Origin of the sequence: Methanomassiliicoccus sp. (assembly GCA_033485155.1) — an archaeon.
GTDB lineage: Archaea > Thermoplasmatota > Thermoplasmata > Methanomassiliicoccales > Methanomassiliicoccaceae > UBA6.
On the sequence record JAWQJJ010000004.1, the window covers coordinates 195006 to 212249 of the forward strand.

Annotated in this window: 17 protein-coding genes; 12 read left to right on the plus strand and 5 right to left on the minus strand. The window is 60.6% G+C overall.

Annotated features, from left to right (window positions below):
* Nucleotides 1-173 precede the first annotated feature (173 nt).
* The 5 genes from SA339_08005 to SA339_08025 are packed head-to-tail and all read left to right on the plus strand — an operon-like array spanning nt 174 to nt 5022.
* Nucleotides 174-950, plus strand: coding sequence for a P-loop NTPase (locus tag SA339_08005; protein MDW5563155.1), 777 nt, complete (start codon nt 174-176; stop codon nt 948-950).
* Between the two features lie 4 nt (nt 951-954).
* Complete coding sequence (locus SA339_08010; GenBank protein MDW5563156.1) at nt 955-2097, plus strand: ABC transporter substrate-binding protein; 1143 nt, start codon at nt 955-957, stop codon at nt 2095-2097.
* Nucleotides 2098-2138: 41 nt separating this feature from the next.
* On the plus strand, nt 2139-3182 hold the full coding sequence (locus tag SA339_08015; protein ID MDW5563157.1) for a class I SAM-dependent methyltransferase: 1044 nt from the start codon (nt 2139-2141) through the stop codon (nt 3180-3182).
* A complete protein-coding gene (locus tag SA339_08020) occupies nt 3170-4273 on the plus strand; it encodes an iron ABC transporter permease (GenBank protein MDW5563158.1) in 1104 nt (367 codons plus the stop codon). The genes SA339_08015 and SA339_08020 overlap by 13 nt, the downstream gene beginning before the upstream one ends.
* Nucleotides 4270-5022: an ABC transporter ATP-binding protein gene (locus SA339_08025; protein ID MDW5563159.1), complete on the plus strand. Its 753-nt coding sequence runs from the start codon at nt 4270-4272 to the stop codon at nt 5020-5022. The genes SA339_08020 and SA339_08025 overlap by 4 nt, the downstream gene beginning before the upstream one ends.
* 50 nt (nt 5023-5072) lie before the next feature.
* Here the strand turns inward: SA339_08025 and SA339_08030 are convergent, their stop codons facing one another.
* Complete coding sequence (locus SA339_08030; GenBank protein MDW5563160.1) at nt 5073-7295, minus strand: DEAD/DEAH box helicase; 2223 nt, start codon at nt 7293-7295, stop codon at nt 5073-5075.
* Nucleotides 7296-7563: 268 nt separating this feature from the next.
* Here SA339_08030 and lonB point away from each other — a divergent pair, with 268 nt between their 5' ends.
* The 3 genes from lonB to SA339_08045 all read left to right on the plus strand — a co-directional run bounded on the left by lonB (nt 7564) and on the right by SA339_08045 (nt 10623).
* A complete protein-coding gene (lonB, locus tag SA339_08035) occupies nt 7564-9543 on the plus strand; it encodes an ATP-dependent protease LonB (GenBank protein MDW5563161.1) in 1980 nt (659 codons plus the stop codon).
* Between the two features lie 76 nt (nt 9544-9619).
* Nucleotides 9620-10159, plus strand: coding sequence for a nicotinamide-nucleotide adenylyltransferase (locus tag SA339_08040; protein ID MDW5563162.1), 540 nt, complete (start codon nt 9620-9622; stop codon nt 10157-10159).
* Nucleotides 10156-10623, plus strand: a complete 468-nt coding sequence (locus SA339_08045) for a CinA family protein (protein ID MDW5563163.1) — start codon at nt 10156-10158, stop codon at nt 10621-10623. Before SA339_08040 ends, SA339_08045 begins: the two co-directional genes overlap by 4 nt.
* Before the next feature lie 545 nt (nt 10624-11168).
* Here the strand turns inward: SA339_08045 and SA339_08050 are convergent.
* Nucleotides 11169-11738: a hypothetical protein gene (locus SA339_08050; protein ID MDW5563164.1), complete on the minus strand. Its 570-nt coding sequence runs from the start codon at nt 11736-11738 to the stop codon at nt 11169-11171.
* A 490-nt stretch (nt 11739-12228) separates the two neighbouring features.
* Here SA339_08050 and SA339_08055 point away from each other — a divergent pair, with 490 nt between their 5' ends.
* Genes SA339_08055 through SA339_08070 form a run of 4 tightly spaced genes read left to right on the plus strand, consistent with a single transcriptional unit; the run spans nt 12229 to nt 14767 of the window.
* The gene (locus SA339_08055; protein ID MDW5563165.1) at nt 12229-12588 is read left to right on the plus strand and encodes a hypothetical protein; all 360 of its coding nucleotides are present in this window, start codon (nt 12229-12231) and stop codon (nt 12586-12588) included.
* 53 nt (nt 12589-12641) lie between these two features.
* Complete coding sequence (locus tag SA339_08060; protein ID MDW5563166.1) at nt 12642-13481, plus strand: ATPase domain-containing protein; 840 nt, start codon at nt 12642-12644, stop codon at nt 13479-13481.
* Between the two features lie 8 nt (nt 13482-13489).
* The gene (locus SA339_08065; GenBank protein ID MDW5563167.1) at nt 13490-14185 is read left to right on the plus strand and encodes a KaiC domain-containing protein; all 696 of its coding nucleotides are present in this window, start codon (nt 13490-13492) and stop codon (nt 14183-14185) included.
* A gap of 36 nt (nt 14186-14221) precedes the next feature.
* Nucleotides 14222-14767: a dihydrofolate reductase family protein gene (locus SA339_08070; GenBank protein ID MDW5563168.1), complete on the plus strand. Its 546-nt coding sequence runs from the start codon at nt 14222-14224 to the stop codon at nt 14765-14767.
* Here SA339_08070 and SA339_08075 read toward each other — a convergent pair.
* Genes SA339_08075 through SA339_08085 form a run of 3 tightly spaced genes read right to left on the minus strand, consistent with a single transcriptional unit; the run spans nt 14748 to nt 17241 of the window.
* Entirely contained in the window at nt 14748-15860 is a 1113-nt protein-coding gene (locus SA339_08075) for a GNAT family N-acetyltransferase (GenBank protein ID MDW5563169.1), read from the minus strand. The genes SA339_08070 and SA339_08075 overlap by 20 nt on opposite strands.
* Entirely contained in the window at nt 15860-16063 is a 204-nt protein-coding gene (locus SA339_08080; GenBank protein ID MDW5563170.1) for a hypothetical protein, read from the minus strand. The genes SA339_08075 and SA339_08080 overlap by 1 nt, the downstream gene beginning before the upstream one ends.
* Entirely contained in the window at nt 16060-17241 is a 1182-nt protein-coding gene (locus SA339_08085) for a glycosyltransferase (GenBank protein MDW5563171.1), read from the minus strand. The genes SA339_08080 and SA339_08085 overlap by 4 nt, the downstream gene beginning before the upstream one ends.
* Nucleotides 17242-17244: the final 3 nt, after the last annotated feature.

The window sequence follows — 17244 nt, forward strand, 5'->3', positions numbered from 1 at the left end:
TGATCGTCACCATCATCAGTAGCGTTAGGTCAAGCCATCGAGAGTTCATCCCGGAGCGGTATCGATGAGAACGAAAGCAAAGTAATACGAATTAAAAATTCGTAACATTAATTAGTAACGATGTTATCCCTCCTAACACCTCTTAAGAGAGAAGGTTAGACAAGCGGGATACTATGAAAATAATTATATCTGGAAAGGGAGGCAGCGGGAAGAGCACGATCTCTTCCCTCTTGGCTATGGATCTCATAAGCAGGGGCTATCGAACCCTCATAGTGGACACCGATGAGTCGAACTATGGTCTCGAAGCCCTGCTTGGCATGGAGCACTCCCAGGAGCTGATGGAACATCTGGGCGGGAAGAAAGCGATTGGGGATAAGATGAGGGCCGCGTTCGCCAAGGATATCAAGGAGCCCGTCGCTCCCATATTTGACCAGTCCTGGAGCATTGACGAGATACCTGAGGAGTGCTTGTCCCGGAAGGGGGACCTCAACCTGCTGCAGGTAGGCAAGGTCAAGCATTTCGGGGAAGGATGCGCCTGCCCCATGGGCGGCCTGTCCAGGGACTTTCTGAAGAATCTCCGGCTGGGACCCAAGGACATCGCCATAGTGGACACCGAGGCCGGGGTGGAGCATCTCGGCCGGGGAGTGGCCAAGGGAGCGGACCTGGTCATAGCGGTACTGGACCCCTCATTCGAGTCCATCCGCCTTTCAGCCAAGATCCGGGGAATGGCCGAGGAGGCCGGGAAGCCGGCCTACTTCATATTGAACAAGGCGGACAAGGACGCCGCGGACCAGATCCTGAAGGTCCTAGATCGGAAGGAGGTCATCGCGATCATCCCCCGGGACCGGGAGGTTGAGCACAGAGGGCTCGTCGGGCAGCCCCTGGATGCTCCCGTGGACGGCATATCCGAACTGACCGCTTTCGTCCTCGAGCACGCTCAGGGGGCATGAGCCGATGAAGCGCACCTATGCTATCGTAGGAGCCGTCGCCATCGTGGCGGTGCTGATCGTGGCCGGCCTCTATGCGGTCATGAGCGCGGGGAGTTCCAAGGATGGAGGCGATAAGGACGAACAGGGAACGATCACCGTCACCGACATGTTCGGCCGGTCCGTAGAGGTGCCTAAGAACGTGAAGACGGTCGTGACCGCCGGTACCTCGGCCCTGCGCTTCGTTAGCTATCTGAATGGATCGGCGAGGGTCATCGGGGTCGAGGATTTTGAGAAGAACACCTCGGCGGCCGCGGTGGGTGGCAGGACCTATTCCATAGCCCATCCCGAGTATGCGTCCCTGCCCAGCGTCGGTCCCCAGTTCGGAGGGGATGCGGAGCTCATGGCTCGTCTGAACCCTGAGGTGATCATCTACTCTCCCAAAACTCAGCAGGGGTCTGATTGTGACGCTCTGCAGAAAAACCTGGGCATACCTGTAGTAGGACTCATCACCAGTGTGGACCTGACCACTAATATCAACAAGTTCTATGCCCAGTTGGACCTGGTGGGCGAGGTATTGGGTACTCAGCCCAGAGCGACCGAGCTAAAGGAGTACGTCGATTCGGTGATAGGTGACCTAAAGTCCAGAGTGGCCAGCATATCCGAGGCGGACAGGCCTACGGTGTACGTCGGCGGATTGTCCTACGGCAGTAACCACGGCCTGGACTGGACCACAACCAATTACGTACCGTTCGTATATCTGAACGCCACCAATATCATAACCACCAGCCTCCTGTCCACCGGCACAGGGCAGATCAACGTCGAGGAGATATGGGCGAAGAACCCAGACTATGTCTTCGTAGACCTGGCTGGACTGTCGCTGGCCAAGCAGCAATACGCTCAGTACAAGACCTCCCTGGACGAGATCAACGCCTTCAAGGACGGCCATGTGTACGGCGTCCTGCAGACCAACTGGTATGCCAGCAATTGGGATACTGTTCTGGCATCCTGTTACTTCGTGGGCAAGGTGCTCTACCCCGACCAGTTCGCGGATGTTAACATCGGCGAGAAGGCTAACGAGATCTACACGGAGATGCTGGGGTCAGCCATATACGATCAGGTCGTCCAGAACACTGGAGGGACCTTCGGCCCGATATCCCTAGCCTCTTGAAACCCTTTCCCTTCCCATATTTCACTCGGATGGTACATACTATGACTCCCCTTGACATTCTTGAACCTCCCCGGCCGGATGCCGGGCCGATGCTGGAACGGATCGAGACCGCCTTCAACGGGATGCGGAGGGCCTATCTCCTCCGTCAGGCCCTAGAACTGGACGTTTTTGATCGCCTGGCCAACGCTAAGAGCGTGGAAGCGCTCTCCCAGGAAATGGGCACCGATCCCTCCATGACCCGTATGTTCTTGGAGGCGCTGTTGTCCGACGACCTTCTCGTAAAGATGGGCCAGGAGTACATGAGCTCCCCAATATCGGCCGCCTATCTGATGAGTTCATCCCCCACCAGCCTGAGAGGCTCGTTCGAGAGGTCTCTGCGGGAGATCGACGGTTGGCACGACCTGAGCGTTGTCCTCCGAGACGGGCCCCGGACCGTTGACCGGTCGAGCCTCTTCGACCGTCGGTGGATCCAGAGCATTGCGGCGACAGCCCTCTGCGGAAGCGTGCAGAAAGTGTCCTCTGAGGTCTCCGAGGTCGTCGACCTCCGATCGGTGAGGAAGATGCTGGACCTAGGCGGCGGACACGGGCTGTATTCGATCGCTTTCTCCGCCCGGAACCCCGAGATGGACATATATGTATTCGACCTTCCGGGCATGGTCCCGGTGGCCGAGGAGAACATAGCGCACTACCGTGCCGACAAGGTCCATGTCATGGCCGGGGACTTCACCCAGGACGACATCGGTTCCGGGTACGACCTGATCTTCTCATCCTTCAACCCCAGCGGTTCGGAGGCGGCCATGGTCCCCCTCCTGGAGGCCGCTCTGGCCCCCCGGGGATGGCTGGTGGTGCGTCAGTTCACCGAGGAGGCCAGGAACGATGCGCTCATGAACCTGGGCTGGAACTTTGTCAGCCCCGACGGCGACCGCCGGCCACGCCGGAGGTTCTCCGGACCGACCACCCTGTCCATAGATGAGTTCAACTCTAAGCTCGTGGAGGCGGGCCTCCAGGTGGTGCGCAGGTGGCCCATGGACAGCATGTCGGACATCACCGTGATGAGGAAGCCGGTGCCTGAATGTTCCCTCTGAAAAAACCCCTTGCGGAGCCTGGGAGCGCCCAGGACGGAGGGAACGAGACTGCCAGGATGTACCTGCACAGCACCGCCCGGAAGTTCGTGTTCCTGGGATCGTGCATTATCATCCTCCTCCTGCTGATGATGGTCTCCATCACCGTAGGCACCTTCTCCATGCCCTTGGGTGATGTGATTAACGCCCTGCTGGGCCATGAAGGCACCTACTACAATATCATCTGGAACATCCGCATGCCGCGAATAATCGCCGGCATGTTGGCGGGGGCCTCCCTGGCCCTGGCGGGCACGGTGATGCAGTGCGTTCTCCGGAACCCTCTGGCCTCCCCATATACGTTGGGGCTATCCCAGTCGGCGGCCTTTGGGGCGGCCTTTGCCATAATATTCCTGGGGGCCGGGTCCACCATGGCCAGCACCACCACCGCGGTGATGATCAACAACCCTTACGTGGTCACGATGATGGCCTTCGTTTGGGCTATCGTGGGGACGTTATTGATAATGGCACTCTCGGCATTGACCAGGGTCTCCCCCGAGGCCATGATCCTGGCGGGGGTGGCGATCGCCGCCATCTTCCAAGCGGGCATAACTGCCCTGCAGTTCTTCGCCGACAGCGTACAGCTGTCCACCATGGTGTACTGGACCTTTGGAGATCTGGGAAGGATGACCTGGGAGCAGTGTGGGATCCTGGCCGCGGTGCTGGTGCCATTGCTCCTTTACTTCATCTACAACCGCTGGAGCTACAACGCCATGGATGCCGGGGAGGAGACCGCCAACGGCCTGGGGGTCAACACCAAGCGCATGAGGATGGTGGGTATGCTCCTGTCCTCGCTGCTCGCGGCGGTGGTGGTGTCCTTCATGGGCATAATCGGGTTTATCGGACTGGTGGCGCCGCATATGACTCGGAGGATCATCGGTGGGGACCACCGCTTCCTGATCCCCGGCTCGGCGCTGGTTGGAGCGATACTGCTCATGGGCTCGGACACTGTGGCCCGGACGGTTATCTCTCCCCTGGTCATCCCTGTGGGAGTCATAACCGCGTTCCTGGGCGGTCCATTGTTCATCTATCTTCTGGTCAAGGGGTATAGAAAATGATGCTGGACGTCGATGGAGTGGGATTCAAGTACCGGAGCGTGCCGGTCCTTGACAACGTGACCTTTTCTGCGGGCAAAGCCGAGGTGGTGTCCATCTTAGGGCCCAACGGTGTGGGCAAGACCACCTTGCTCAAGTGCATGAACGGTATCCTCAAGGCCAAGGACGGGACGGTCCTGGTGGACGAGGAGGACCTGGGTCGGATGTCTAAACTGGACGTGGCCAAGAGGATCGGCTACGTCGCGCAAAGGGGAGACTCCGGCAGAGTGACGGTCTTCGAATCGGTGCTGCTGGGGCGGAAGCCTCACATCCGCTGGGACATCTCCAAGAAGGACGTGCAGCTGGCCGGAAAGATGATCGACCTGCTGGGCCTCACTCCGATAGCGATGAGCTACGTGCAGGAGATTAGCGGAGGGGAGTTCCAGAAGGTGCAGATAGCCCGAGCGCTGGTACAAGAGCCCAAGGTGCTCCTCCTGGATGAGCCCACCAGCAACCTGGATCTATCCAACCAGTGCCGGATAATGTCCTCGGTCCGGGATATGGTCAAGATGAACGGTATCTCGGCCATCATGACCATGCACGACCTCAACCTGGCCATCCGCTACTCGGACCGTTTCATCCTGCTGCGGGGAGGTCGCATCTATGCCGCCGGAGGCGTGGAGGTCCTCACCCCCGAGGCCATCGAGGATGTTTATGGAATATCGGTGTTCGTGGAGGTCATCCGGGGGCAACCGACGGTCGTCCTTGCCTGAGGAAAAACCCCTAGGGAGCCGAAGACTTCTGGCCTGGCCCCCTAGCATGGCTAGAAGTCAAAAAGGCTCTTCTGCTTTTTTTCGCGGGGCTCGTCCTTGGTGGACCCCCGGCCGACCTCGACCGCCTGGTCCTCCGCCGGCCGCTCGCTCTTGGGGGTGAACTTGGCCGAGCTCACCTGATCTTTCAGGTTCTTGGCCAGGGAGTCTCCGATCTTGGGGATGCGGGCCAGCTTGACGAGGTCGACCTGGCGCAGCTGCTCCACGTTCCTAACGCCGTGGTTGTGCATGGAGCGGGCGCGGGCTCTCCCCACCCCCCTGAGCCGCACGAGGTCGAGGAGGTCCGGTCTCACCCCATACCGGATGCGAATCATGAGCTCGGTGAGGCCGGGGTATGCATCCTTGTTGAAGATGTTCGCCAGCTCCCTCATGGAGTACACCAGCCATTCTCCGACATCGACCTTGTTGCGCAGGTCCCCCGGCCCCAGACCGTACTTCTTCAGCAGGTCGTCCTCCTCCATCTCCTGCACCCAGTCATCGAGCGAGCAGGCGGTCTTCAGCTCGGCGAGGTAGAACTCGTACTGGTCGAGGTCCTCGGGCGGCTTCAGCAGAAGGTCCTCCTCCCTTGTGACCAGCACCTGCTCGACCCACTGATAGTCGGACCGCTTGAGGTACATGGTCATCATATCCGGGGACGAGCACACGGCATGCAGCAGGCCGAAGTATGAGGACCCCGGCTTATACTCCCGCAGCGCGTCGCGCAGCTTCACCGCCGTGAGAGGGTCGATGTACAGGTCCGACACCCGGCGGCCGAAGAAGGTCGCCTGGATGCGATGCTCCTCGGTCCGGACCATGCCCTCCTGCTCAAGGAACTCGAGCACGTTGTCGGTGGCATCCTCCAGGCCGACCATGGTGGTCTGGTGGGCGAAGAAGGTCGAGTTCATGAAGTCCATGAGCGAGTCCCGCGAGGACGCCGTCCCCGTGGCGATGGTCGCTAAAACGTGAGAGCGCAGCACAGGCTCGCTGCCCAGCTTGGAGTAGATCTCCTCCGGCTCGCTGAGCAGGTAGTTGTCCATCAGGAAGTACTTCTCCTCCTCTTCTTTGGCCAGGAGGATGGCCTCCCCGTACGGATCGTACCTGGGACGGCCGGCGCGGCCGCACATCTGCTTGATCTCCAGCACCGGGATGGAGACGTTGCCGCCGTTCTCGTAGCGATGCACGTCGCGGATGACCACCCTTCTGGCGGGCAGGTTGATCCCCGCGGCTAGCGTCGGCGTCGCCACGATGCACTTGATCCTGCCGCTCTTGAAGTTGTTCTCCACGAACCTGCGCTGCTCATTGCTCAGCCCGGCGTTGTGGAAGGCGACCCCCCGCTTAACGCAGGCGCTCAGGCGCTTTCCCACAGTGGTCGGCTCGCCCTGGTCGTCGATGAGCAGGTCGGCCCCTTCGACCGCGCCCTCGGGCATGACCTCCTTCATCAGGGGGGCCAGTTTGGTGGCCAGGGTCTCGGTGGACTTGCGGGTGTTGACGAACACCAGGCACTGCCCGCCCTCCAGGATGGAATCCTTAACCAGTCCCCATATCGGGTCCTTCTCGTTGGGGATGGCCCGCTTGGAATTGTCGGTGAAGTACACCATGCCGTCGAGGTAGACCCCTTCTTTCAGGGGTGTCGGCCGCCAGGTCGAGGCCACGTGCTCGGCGTTCAGCCAGTCGGCGACCTCCTTGGAGTTCTTGATGGTCGCCGAGAGGGCGATGATCTGCAGCTCGGGGTTGAACTTGCGGAACTTGGCCAGGGTCACCTCGAGGGTCGGACCCCGGCCGGGATCGTGGAGCAGGTGGACCTCGTCCGCCACCACCAGCGAGATATGGCCCAGCCAGTGGCCCTGGTGCCGCAGCAGGGAGTCAGCCTTTTCCGAGGTCGCCACAATGATATCGAAGTTCTCCAGCTGGGGGTCCGGGGAGTCCAGGTCCCCCGAGGACATGTCGACCTTGACCCCGAGTTTTTCGAACCGCTTCAGGTCCTCGTACTTCTCGGTCGCCAGCGCCCGCAGGGGCACGATGTACAGCACCTTGCCTCGGCGCTCCAGTACATGCTTGAGAGCCGCGAGGTATGCGATGAGGCTCTTGCCCGAGGCTGTGGGGATGGCCAGCATGAGGTTGCGGCCGCCGAGGGCCAGCGGGGCGGCCTTGGACTGCGGGGGATACAGCTCGACGATGCCCTCTTCCCTGAGCACCTCGGCCACTCCCTCGGGCAGATCGAGCTCGCAGACCTTCATGAAAGTACCTTAGCTCTCGCTAAAGGATGATGGAATTTAGAGATTTCCACCGGGCGCACGTGCCCGCCGGCATGGAGCTCGCCGGTGAACACGCGTCCGGAAACGGCCGATAGGGAAATGACCCGTTCGCGCCCTCACCCGATTGTACGTGGAGTTAGCATCTTTCGCATTACGTGTGCTGGCTCAATACCAGAAATTTCACAGTTGGGGAAACACTTAACTAGTGGCACGTTTATGGTATAAAAATAGAGATAAGTGCAGGTGTATCATGAGTAATAACTCATCTGCTGCGGAGTCTGTTCTTGATGTCGATGAATGGATCGAGAGTCAGAGTTTTCAGACCACCGCGGACATAAAGATACCTGATAAGCTAGCCGATCAGGTCATCGGTCAGGACGCAGCTGTGGAGGTCATCAAGAAGGCCGCCGAGCAGAAGCGCCACGTCATGCTCATCGGCGAACCTGGTACCGGCAAGTCCATGCTGGCCAAGTCCATGACCGAGTACCTGCCCAAGGGTGAGCTACAGGACGTCATAGCTTATCACAATGCGGAGGACCCCAACGAGCCCAAGATCCGGATCGTACCGGCTGGCAAAGGCAAGGAGATCGTGACCGCCCAGAAGAAGGAGGCCATGGTCAAGAAGCAGCAGAAGGGCACCATGATCACGTTCATGATATTCATGGTGCTGCTGGTGACCTTCGCCTTGTTCTTAACGGTGGATCAGGACCTCAATATCCTCCTGCTCGGCTTCATAGTGGTCGCGATACTGTTCTTCGCCACCCGTTACTCCGGCACCAAGCAGGAAAACTATCTGGTGCCCAAGCTCCTGGTGACTCATGAGGACGGGGACCAGCCGCCCTTCATCGACGCCACCGGGGCCCACGCCGGCGCTCTGCTGGGCGATGTCAAGCACGACCCGTTCCAAAGCGGAGGCCTGGAGACCCCGGCCCACGAGAGGCTGGAGGTCGGCGCCATCCACAAGGCGTCCAAGGGCGTGCTGTTCATCGATGAGATCAACATGCTCAGGGTCGAAAGCCAGCAGAGCCTGCTGACCGCCCTGCAGGAGGGCAAGTTCTCCATCACCGGGCAGAGCGAAAGGTCATCCGGGGCGATGGTGAAGTCCGAGGCCGTGCCCTGCGACTTCATCCTGGTGTGCGCCGGTAACCTTGACGCCATCCAGGGAATGCACCCTGCGCTGAGGTCGCGTATCCGCGGCTACGGCTATGAGGTGTTCATGCGTTCCACCATGCCCGATACCAACGAGAACCGCATGAAGCTCATCCGCTTCGTGGCCCAGGAAGTCTCCAGGGACAAGAAGATCCCCCATTTCGACCGCAAGGCCGTGGGGGAGATCATCAAGGAGGCCCAGAGGCGGGGTGGCCGTCACGGACGGCTGACCCTCAGGCTCAGGGAGCTGGGCGGCCTGGTCAGGGTCGCCGGGGACATCGCTAGGGAAAAGCAGCGCCCCCTGGTCACCGCCGAGATGGTGGTCGAGGCCAAGCGCATCGCCCGCAGCCTGGAGCAGCAGATCGCCGACCGGTACCTGGAGTCCCGCAAGGAGTACAAGACTTTCATGACCGAGGGCGACGAGGTCGGAGTGGTCAACGGGCTGGCCGCGCTCAACACCGAGAGTTCCATGTCCGAGTACTCCGGCATCGTGCTGCCGATCGTGGCCGAGGTGACGCCGGCGCAGACCAAGTCGGGCGGCCGCATCATCGCCACCGGCAAGCTCGGGGAGATCGCCAAGGAAGCGGTCCAGAACGTCTCCGCGCTGGTCAAGAAGTACACCGGGGAGGATATCTCCAACCACGATGTGCACGTGCAGTTCATCGGCACCTACGAGGGCGTGGAGGGCGACTCCGCATCCATCAGCGTGGCTACGGCGGTCATCTCCGCATTCGAGGAGGTCCCCGTGGACCAGACTCTGGCCATGACCGGCTCGCTGTCCGTGCGCGGCCAGGTGCTTCCGGTCGGCGGGGTCACCGCTAAGATCGAGGCGGCCTGCGAGGCCGGGCTAAAGAAGGTCCTCATCCCCAAGGCCAACATGAACGACGTGGTGCTCGAGGAGCGCTACATCGGCAAGATCGAGGTCGTGCCGGTGGAGACCCTGGGCGAGGTGCTGGAGAAGGCCCTCGTGGGCGGCACCAAGAAGGAGAGCCTCCTCCGGAAGCTCTCGGCCCTGGTGGAGAAGGGCAATGGAAAGCCGTCGGTCTATCCCGCCGGCCGGACGACCATCGCCCCGCAGTAAACCCCTTCCTCCTTCCTATTTTTCCCAGTGCGTAATTTTGATTAGCTAGGGTTGCCTCTCCGCTCCGAGGTCGAAAATGAGGAAGAGAGAGGAAAGCGCGCTCCTGATCGGCAGGTTCCAGCCGTTCCACAATGGTCACCTGGAAGTGGTCAAGTCAATCGCCAAGGAGTGCGACCGGCTGATCGTGGGCATAGGGAGCGCGCAGCTCTCTCATACCTTCGAGAATCCCTTCACCGCCGGAGAGAGACACCTCATGATGTCAAGGGCGTTCCACGACGAGGGACTGGACAACTTCTTTCTGGTGCCCATCATGGACATCAACCGCTACTCCATCTGGGTCGCCCATGTTGCTTCCCTGGTGCCGCCGTTCGATGCCGTATACACCAACAACCCGCTCACCCGCAGGCTGTTCATCGAGGCCGGCTTCAAGGTCAGGAACGCCCCGATGTTCAACCGCGAGATCTACTCCGGCACCGAGGTCCGTCGCCGCATAGTGCAGAACGGCCAGTGGGAAGAGCTCGTGCCCCGGGGAGTGGCCGAGACGATTCACGAGGTCAAAGGGGACGAGCGCCTGCAGGACATCATGCGGGACCACTCCCCCGAGGCCACCATATGAGGCCGGAGGCTCGGGCGGGAGAGGCGCTGAGAACGAACAACCTCACCCTGGCCCTGGCCGAATCGTGCACCGGCGGACTCATCGCTTCCCTGGTGACCGACGTCCCGGGATCCTCGGAGTACTTCCTGGCCTCCCTCGTTACCTATGACAACCGGTCCAAGGTCAGGCTGCTCGGGGTTAGCGAGGAAACGCTCGCCGCGCACGGGGCGGTGAGCGAGGAGGTGGCGATGGAGATGGCGGCCGGGGCGCGAAGGGCCACCGGCGCCGATGTCGCCCTTTCGGTAACCGGCATCGCCGGTCCCGGCGGGGCCACGCCCACCAAGCCCGTGGGCCTCGTGTACTTCGCCCTGGACGTCCGCGGGGAGGTGCGCGCCGAACGCGTGGTCTTCGAAGGCGACCGCAAGGCGGTCAAGGCCGCCGCGGCCGAGCATGCGCTGCGCATGATCGCCTCCCGGCTAGGCTGATCGCCCGGTCCGTCCTCTCCAGTTCATGGCCCTGTTTGGTAAGAAACATGAAAAATGGTTGAAGAACGCGCTCGCATCATTATCCGATTATTAAAAGAGCAAAATACTTCCCATCATGCCAACTGACATATTATTCGGTATTAGCTAGATTTCGCAATATTCGACCGATTGGATACAATCTAGCATATGTGAATATTAGATCGCATTCGATGAACATGAAGAACAATATTTCTTCGTTGATCACCCGCTATCGTCTAAACTAGCGACACCAGAACGATAGCGAATATCCCAGTGCCGATTAGTTCCACACCCATCAGCTTGCGCTTGGCATAATTGCCGCGTTGCATTAAACCAGATAACGCGACGAATATGCCGATAATGATGATTATGATTCCAGCTTCGATGCCCACCAACATATTTATCGAAGAATTATGGGCAATTTTTCATTATAAAGTTTGTTATAATTAAAAAGAATCAAAATCACCTGTGATTACTTCCTAGAGCTAACCATTCTCTGTTGTCGGACTCAGCCATAATCTAAGCGTTCATTCGTCGCTTGGTGGAGCATTTTTTGAGAACCACTTCTCAAGTTTGTTCACCCGATCTAGCATACTAGAGTTACCCACCCGATCCAGCAACCAAGACAATTTTTCCCATCGGTCCGCTATTTTTTTAACGGCACGACGGCCCTCGGGCGTCAGGCCATACATTTCTCCATCTATCGCCAACCAACCACGCCGCCTGAGACGCAGGAAGGCCCATGAGATCTCGTCGTAATCGGGGATGGCATGTTCGAGGGCATCAGCCGACTCGAGGACATCCCGTAGCGGGAGCATCCTATCATAGTAATAGAGGGCGTCAGTCAACCACGCCTCGGTGAATAATGGTTCTTGCTCCGGGACCTCTCGCTCTCCTGCCAATGCCTCTTGCAAGAACGGTCGAGTTATTTCTGCGACATAACCGTACACATCGGGTGCGGCGTCATACCCCATGCGAAACAGCTTACGGTACAATGCGGAGCTCGGCATGGGGTGAGGCGATTTCCAGGTCCCCTCCGGGAGAGTCACCTCTGCCGTGTACAGGTCGTTCCCTTGCTTAATTATCTTGATCGGCATTGATCTAACACTCCCCGACCATCGCCAGTTAATGAGTTATGGGGATAAAGAGCGTCCCTCTTGTAGCAAACATAAAAAAAGAGAGTAAGAGGTTTGGTTTACTTCTTCAACAACTCTCTATCGGGGGCGGTGAACCGTAAGTGGTTCAAAACAGGCTCAAGCCAGTAGGTTTCGTGAACAGAAATCCCGCTCTATCGGGACTGCCGGAAGATAAACAGGAAGGTGAGCAAGGTCTCGCAGTTGTATGCCCTGACCAGTATCCTGAGGTCGCCCTACGAGAGAACCCTCGAGATAAGGAGAGGCCGGCGGCGACCCCGCTGAGGACGAAGATGAGGTCTCGATGATGACCCCGACATCGGCCGCCCCACATGGTCTCGGCCCGCGCTTCAATACGGACATCGATTCACCTTCGATGATCGTACCGCCTGCATCTTTAATGGCCGGGGGTATGTTGCCAACCTTCATATCGCATAAGTGTTCAGCTAGTATCATGACCACCGACCGGCTGGAGAGCGTCATCCTGAGCCGCATCGCCATGCTGTCGGCCAGCAACCCGGAGCTGGACATCGAATGGGCCATCATCAACGATGACTGGGGGGTGCTGACCATCAGCGAGGGTCGCAAAGTGATAGGTTTCGAGTACGTGGAGTCGGAGGTGTCCTCCTTCCGGCCGGAGCGCATCAGGGTCTACGAGGAAACGCTGGACCATGGGTTGTCGGCGGTCGTCATCGTCCCTGAGGAGATGTACCTGGAGGTCCGCCGCAGGGTGTCTAGGGCTTTGGGCCCCAGGTCGCCGGCCGTCCTGTGCTATGATTCGATCGGCATCACGGCCATGCCGAGGCCATCTTAGGAGCAAACTTTCTTTATGCAAGCGCCTGATACTCCGTGAGTCAGGTGAATGGGATGCGAGAGCCAGCGAAGACGATACCTACGGGAGTGGCCGATTTTGACTCGATCATCAAGGGCGGGTTCCCCGCTGGCTCGGTCATTCTTTTAGTGGGCGACCTGGGCGCCGGGCAGACCGAGTTCGCCCTGACCTCCGCAGCCAAGCTTGCCATGGTCAAGGAGACTCCTCAGTCAGCAGCGTTCCTGCTGGGAGCGGGAAAGGAATCCCGCCTGCCGGATCAGATATGCTACATCACTTTCTCCCGTTCCAAGGACGAGGTCCTGCAGGAGCTGGAGACGGCGTTCAACGCCGACTTCTACGCGGCCTTCGAGCGGGTGGTGCAGTTCCGCGACTTCTCGCCGGCGTACTTCCGCAAGACCATGGTGCCCCGGTCCTGGACGGGGGAGACGACCTCCATATTCTCCTCCGACAGCTCGAACGAGAGCGTATTGGAGGGCCTGGTCAACTACCTCGAGGAGAAGGCCCCGGGATCGATGATCGTCATTGACTCCCTGACCGATCTGGTGGTCAGCGCCAACATCGAGATCACCGACCTGGTGGCGGTGATGCGGGGCATGCAGCGGGTGGCCAAGCGGTGGGGGGGCATCATCTACCTGGTCCTCACCAACAACGTGCTGGACGAGAAGAAACAGCGCATGCTCATGGACAGCGTGGACGGCTCCCTGGTGTTCGAGTGGAGCCGATACCTGAACTCGTCCAAGCGCCAGCGGTACATGTACGTGGAGAAGTTCATCTCGCTGCTGCCTCACCTGGACAAGGAAAGGATCGCCAGGTTCGCGACCGTGGTGACGGCACAGAGCGGGCTGGTGGTCATCGACACAGAAAGGATAGGATGATGGTGGAAATGGATCGCGTGAAGACGGGAATTGACGGGCTCGATGAGATGCTGGAAGGCGGCCTCCCCAAGTCGCAGGCGGTTGCGATCATGGGCTCCTTCGGTACGGGTAAGACCACCTTCGGGCTGCAGTTCATCCAGCAGGGTTTGAAGCAGGGAGAGAAGGGCATATTCATAAGTCTGGAGGAGGACCAGGAGTCGATCCTGTCCGCTGCCCGCTCGTTCGGGTGGGACCTCGCGCCGTTCATCGACCAGAAGAGCCTGGCCATCGTCAAGCTGGAGCCGACCGACGCGAAGACGACCATCACCCGCATCCGGAGCGAGCTCCCGGACTTCATCAAGAGCTTCGGGGCGTCGCGCATCGTGCTCGATTCAGTGTCCCTTCTCAACCTCCTCTTCGACGCCGACCACGAGAAGCGTTCGAACCTGTTCAACCTTATCCAGATGATCAAAAAAACCGGTGCGACATGCCTCATGACCGCCGAGGTCAACGATAGCAACCCCAACGCCTCCCGCGACGGTCTGGTGGAGTACGCGGTGGATGGTGTCATCGCCTTGCGGTACGAGGAGAACAAGGAGCGCGGGGAGGTCCAGCTGACGGTCCGGGTGATGAAGATGCGCCGCATCGCCCACTCGAGACGGGTGAAGCCGTACGCCATCACCGCCAAGGGGATCGAGGTCCACGCCGCGGCCGATGCCTTCTAGAAAAGGTCAAGGGCGAGCAGCTCGCACGTGGGTGCGATGAGCGAGAACGACCGCCACGTGGTGTTGTACCTCGCGGTCAGCCTGGACGGCCACGTCGCCCGGCGGGACGGCAGCGTCGACTGGTTGCCGACCGAAGGACCTGAAGACCACGGTTACGCGCAATTCCTAAGCACCGTGGACACCGTGGTCATGGGCCGGACGACCTATGAGCAGCTGCTGACCTTCGGCCCCTACCCCTACCGAGGAATGGAAGGCTATGTCTTCACCTCCCGCCGTCGGGGGCAGGATGCGAACGTGAGGTTCGTCAGCGGCGCCGTCAAGACCTTCGCCAGCGAGCTTCGCTCCGCCCCGGGGAAGGACATCTGGCTGGTGGGAGGGGCCCGGCTGGCGCAGAGCTTCCTGGCGGCCGGGGAGGTCGACCGGGTGATCATCACGGTAGTGCCCCGCCTCCTGGGAGAGGGCATCCCCCTCTTCGGACGGGGCCCGGAGCGACCGCTCCGCCTCGTGAGCTGCGAGACCTTCTCCGACGGCCTGGTCCAGTTGAGGTACGGCGTGGATGACCTCACTCGTGCATTGCCTTGAGTGCCTGGTCCTTCACTCCTGACCGGTCCACAAGCTGCTTGACCACGGGCAGGGAGGTGATCTTGGACATCGCCCGCACGGTCCCCCGCTTGGCTTGGATCCTCAGCAGGGGAACGTCCCTCGCCCCGAAGCGATACTTGTACTCCTCTGGCCCGGCCCCGAAGTCGAACTTGGTGAAGCCGGCCTTCTGCGCCTCGGTGAGTGCGTATAATGACACGAGGTTGCCAGGGGAGAACTCTGAGAACTTGTTGCTCATACCCACCCGGTAGGCGCGCATGATGTCCCCGTCCTCCAGGCACAGCATCTGTGAAGCCAGGGATCCGTCGATCCATACCTCGTAGATCATGCCGCGTCCCTCGGCCACGGTGGCGGTCATGACCTGCTTGAGGAAGCTGGAGAGGTTCTCGCTGGAGAATATGCTGCCGCCCTTGTCCTCCCACCGGGCCAGGTGCTGGAGGGTGTACATCGACACCGCCTCCTCCGCTTCCTTCGGCAGGTCCACGCAGCGGTACCGGATGCGGCTCTCTGCCTCCAGCCCGTTGGATATCTTGCGCAGCGAGCGCTTGGTGCGGGACGATAGCACTTCCATGACATCTCCCTCAGGAGGGATATCGATGACCGGGCAGGGAGTGTGGACGAGCTCATCGGTCTCCCAGCGTTCCGCGACCTTGCGGTACAGACTCTGAGCCACCGCCCCATCGCTCATCTCGTTGAGATGAAGGACGTTCCACTCGATCTTATCCATCTCCTCCACGATGCGCTCGAGGACGTCCTCGCGGTTCTCGTCGACCAGCAGGCCGAGCTCGTATAGTTCGGCCACCCCGGCGCCGTTACCGATGAGGGACAGCTTCTTGAGCCTGAGGCCCATGGACTTCTGCTCGGTGAGCACGAAGGGAGCGATGGCGATAACCTGGCCGTACTCCTCCACGAACACCACACGGGGCGATGCCACCTTGTCGAAGTGACGGAGCCACTCGATGGCCCAGTCGAAGGAGGTGAAGATCGAACCTCCAGTACTCTTCCTTACCGCCTCCCACTCCGCCTGCATGGACTGCAGGTCGACGGTCTGGTCCAGCCTCCACGTCCTGAGCATCAATGGTCCCCCATGCGTCTTTCGTCCGTCACCGGTTCAGCGAGGCCGCAGCCTCTCACGTGCTTCGCGCTAGGGTCCGCGTCGAACGCTCCGGGCAGGCCGCTCACCTTTCCTACTCCCGTCGATATGCAAGGTCCCTCTATTAGCCCGTTCCTCCTGCCTGATGATGCAGAGAATGAGAACGAGGTGCGGAGGGCCGTCATCCCGCCTTCCTCCCCAGTTCCAGGTAGGAGTGCAGGTAGCTATCCGGGCTGTGATATCTGGCATACCGTTCCAGCGCCCTGCGCGAAGCCTCTTCTCGCAACCCGCGGTCCTCCTCCATTCGGCGCATGGCCTCCCCGATGGCGGTGGGAGTGGTCTCCACGGTCAGGCCGCATCCCCCGGCCACGAGGTCCGGCAGGCCGCCGTTGGGAGAGACCAGCAGCGGGGTGCCCACCGACAGCGCCTCGATGCACGACAGGGGGGAGTTCTCCTGGCAAACCGAGGGGGCGACCAGGGCGATGGCCGAGGCGACCTCCTCCAGAACCTCCTTGCGGGACAGGAATCCGAGGCCTCGGGCCCGGCCCCCGGTGCGCTCGGTGACGGCCCTGAGCTCGGGCTCCAGGCTCCCGCTGCCCAGGACGTGCAGCTCGGCCTTCACCCCGCTGCGCTCGTACCCCTGCAGCAGGAGGTCCAGGCCCTTGTGCCTCTCCAGCACCCCCACGAATACGAAGTGCGGAGGAGCGTTCTTGCCGTCCACCGGCCCGGGCGGGGGGACGAAGTTCGGCAGTACCACGGACTCCAGCCCGGCGCGCTCCCGCAGGAACCGGGCCATGTATTCCGAGGGAGATATGACCTTATCGATATTCATGAGCCTCCCTTTGAACCCGTTGCCCCGCCACAGCTGGGGCGGTCGGCCGGTCCGCAGAGAGCAGGTGAGGCACCGGTCGCGATCGCAGGTATCCCGGCCGAGGTACGCCAGGTCGCTGCGAGGGCACACCGGCCAGTGGTCGTGGGCGGTGAACAGCTGAGGCCTGCCGATATCTAGCACGCCCTGGCCGAGCAGGGAGATATTGTGGTGATGGACCCAGGCGGGATGGACCTCGCCGATAACCTTCCGAAGCTCCCTCTCCGCGGCCCGGTTCCGCCCGCTGATATAGGTCAGCTGGGCGGACCCTGCCCCGAGCGAGGTGCTCACCGGATGGACCACGACGTCCGAGGAGATGGGCGCCGGGTCCTTCCCCTTGGCCTTGAGGGCGTAGGCGTCCCGGCTATGGATGACATGGACCTCGTGCCCGCGGCGAACAAGCTCCTCGGCCAGGTACCTGACGTGCACCGCGTCCCCGCCCAGGTGGTAGGGCGGATAGAATGTCGAGGTCATCACTATGCGTTCCGTCTCCATGGT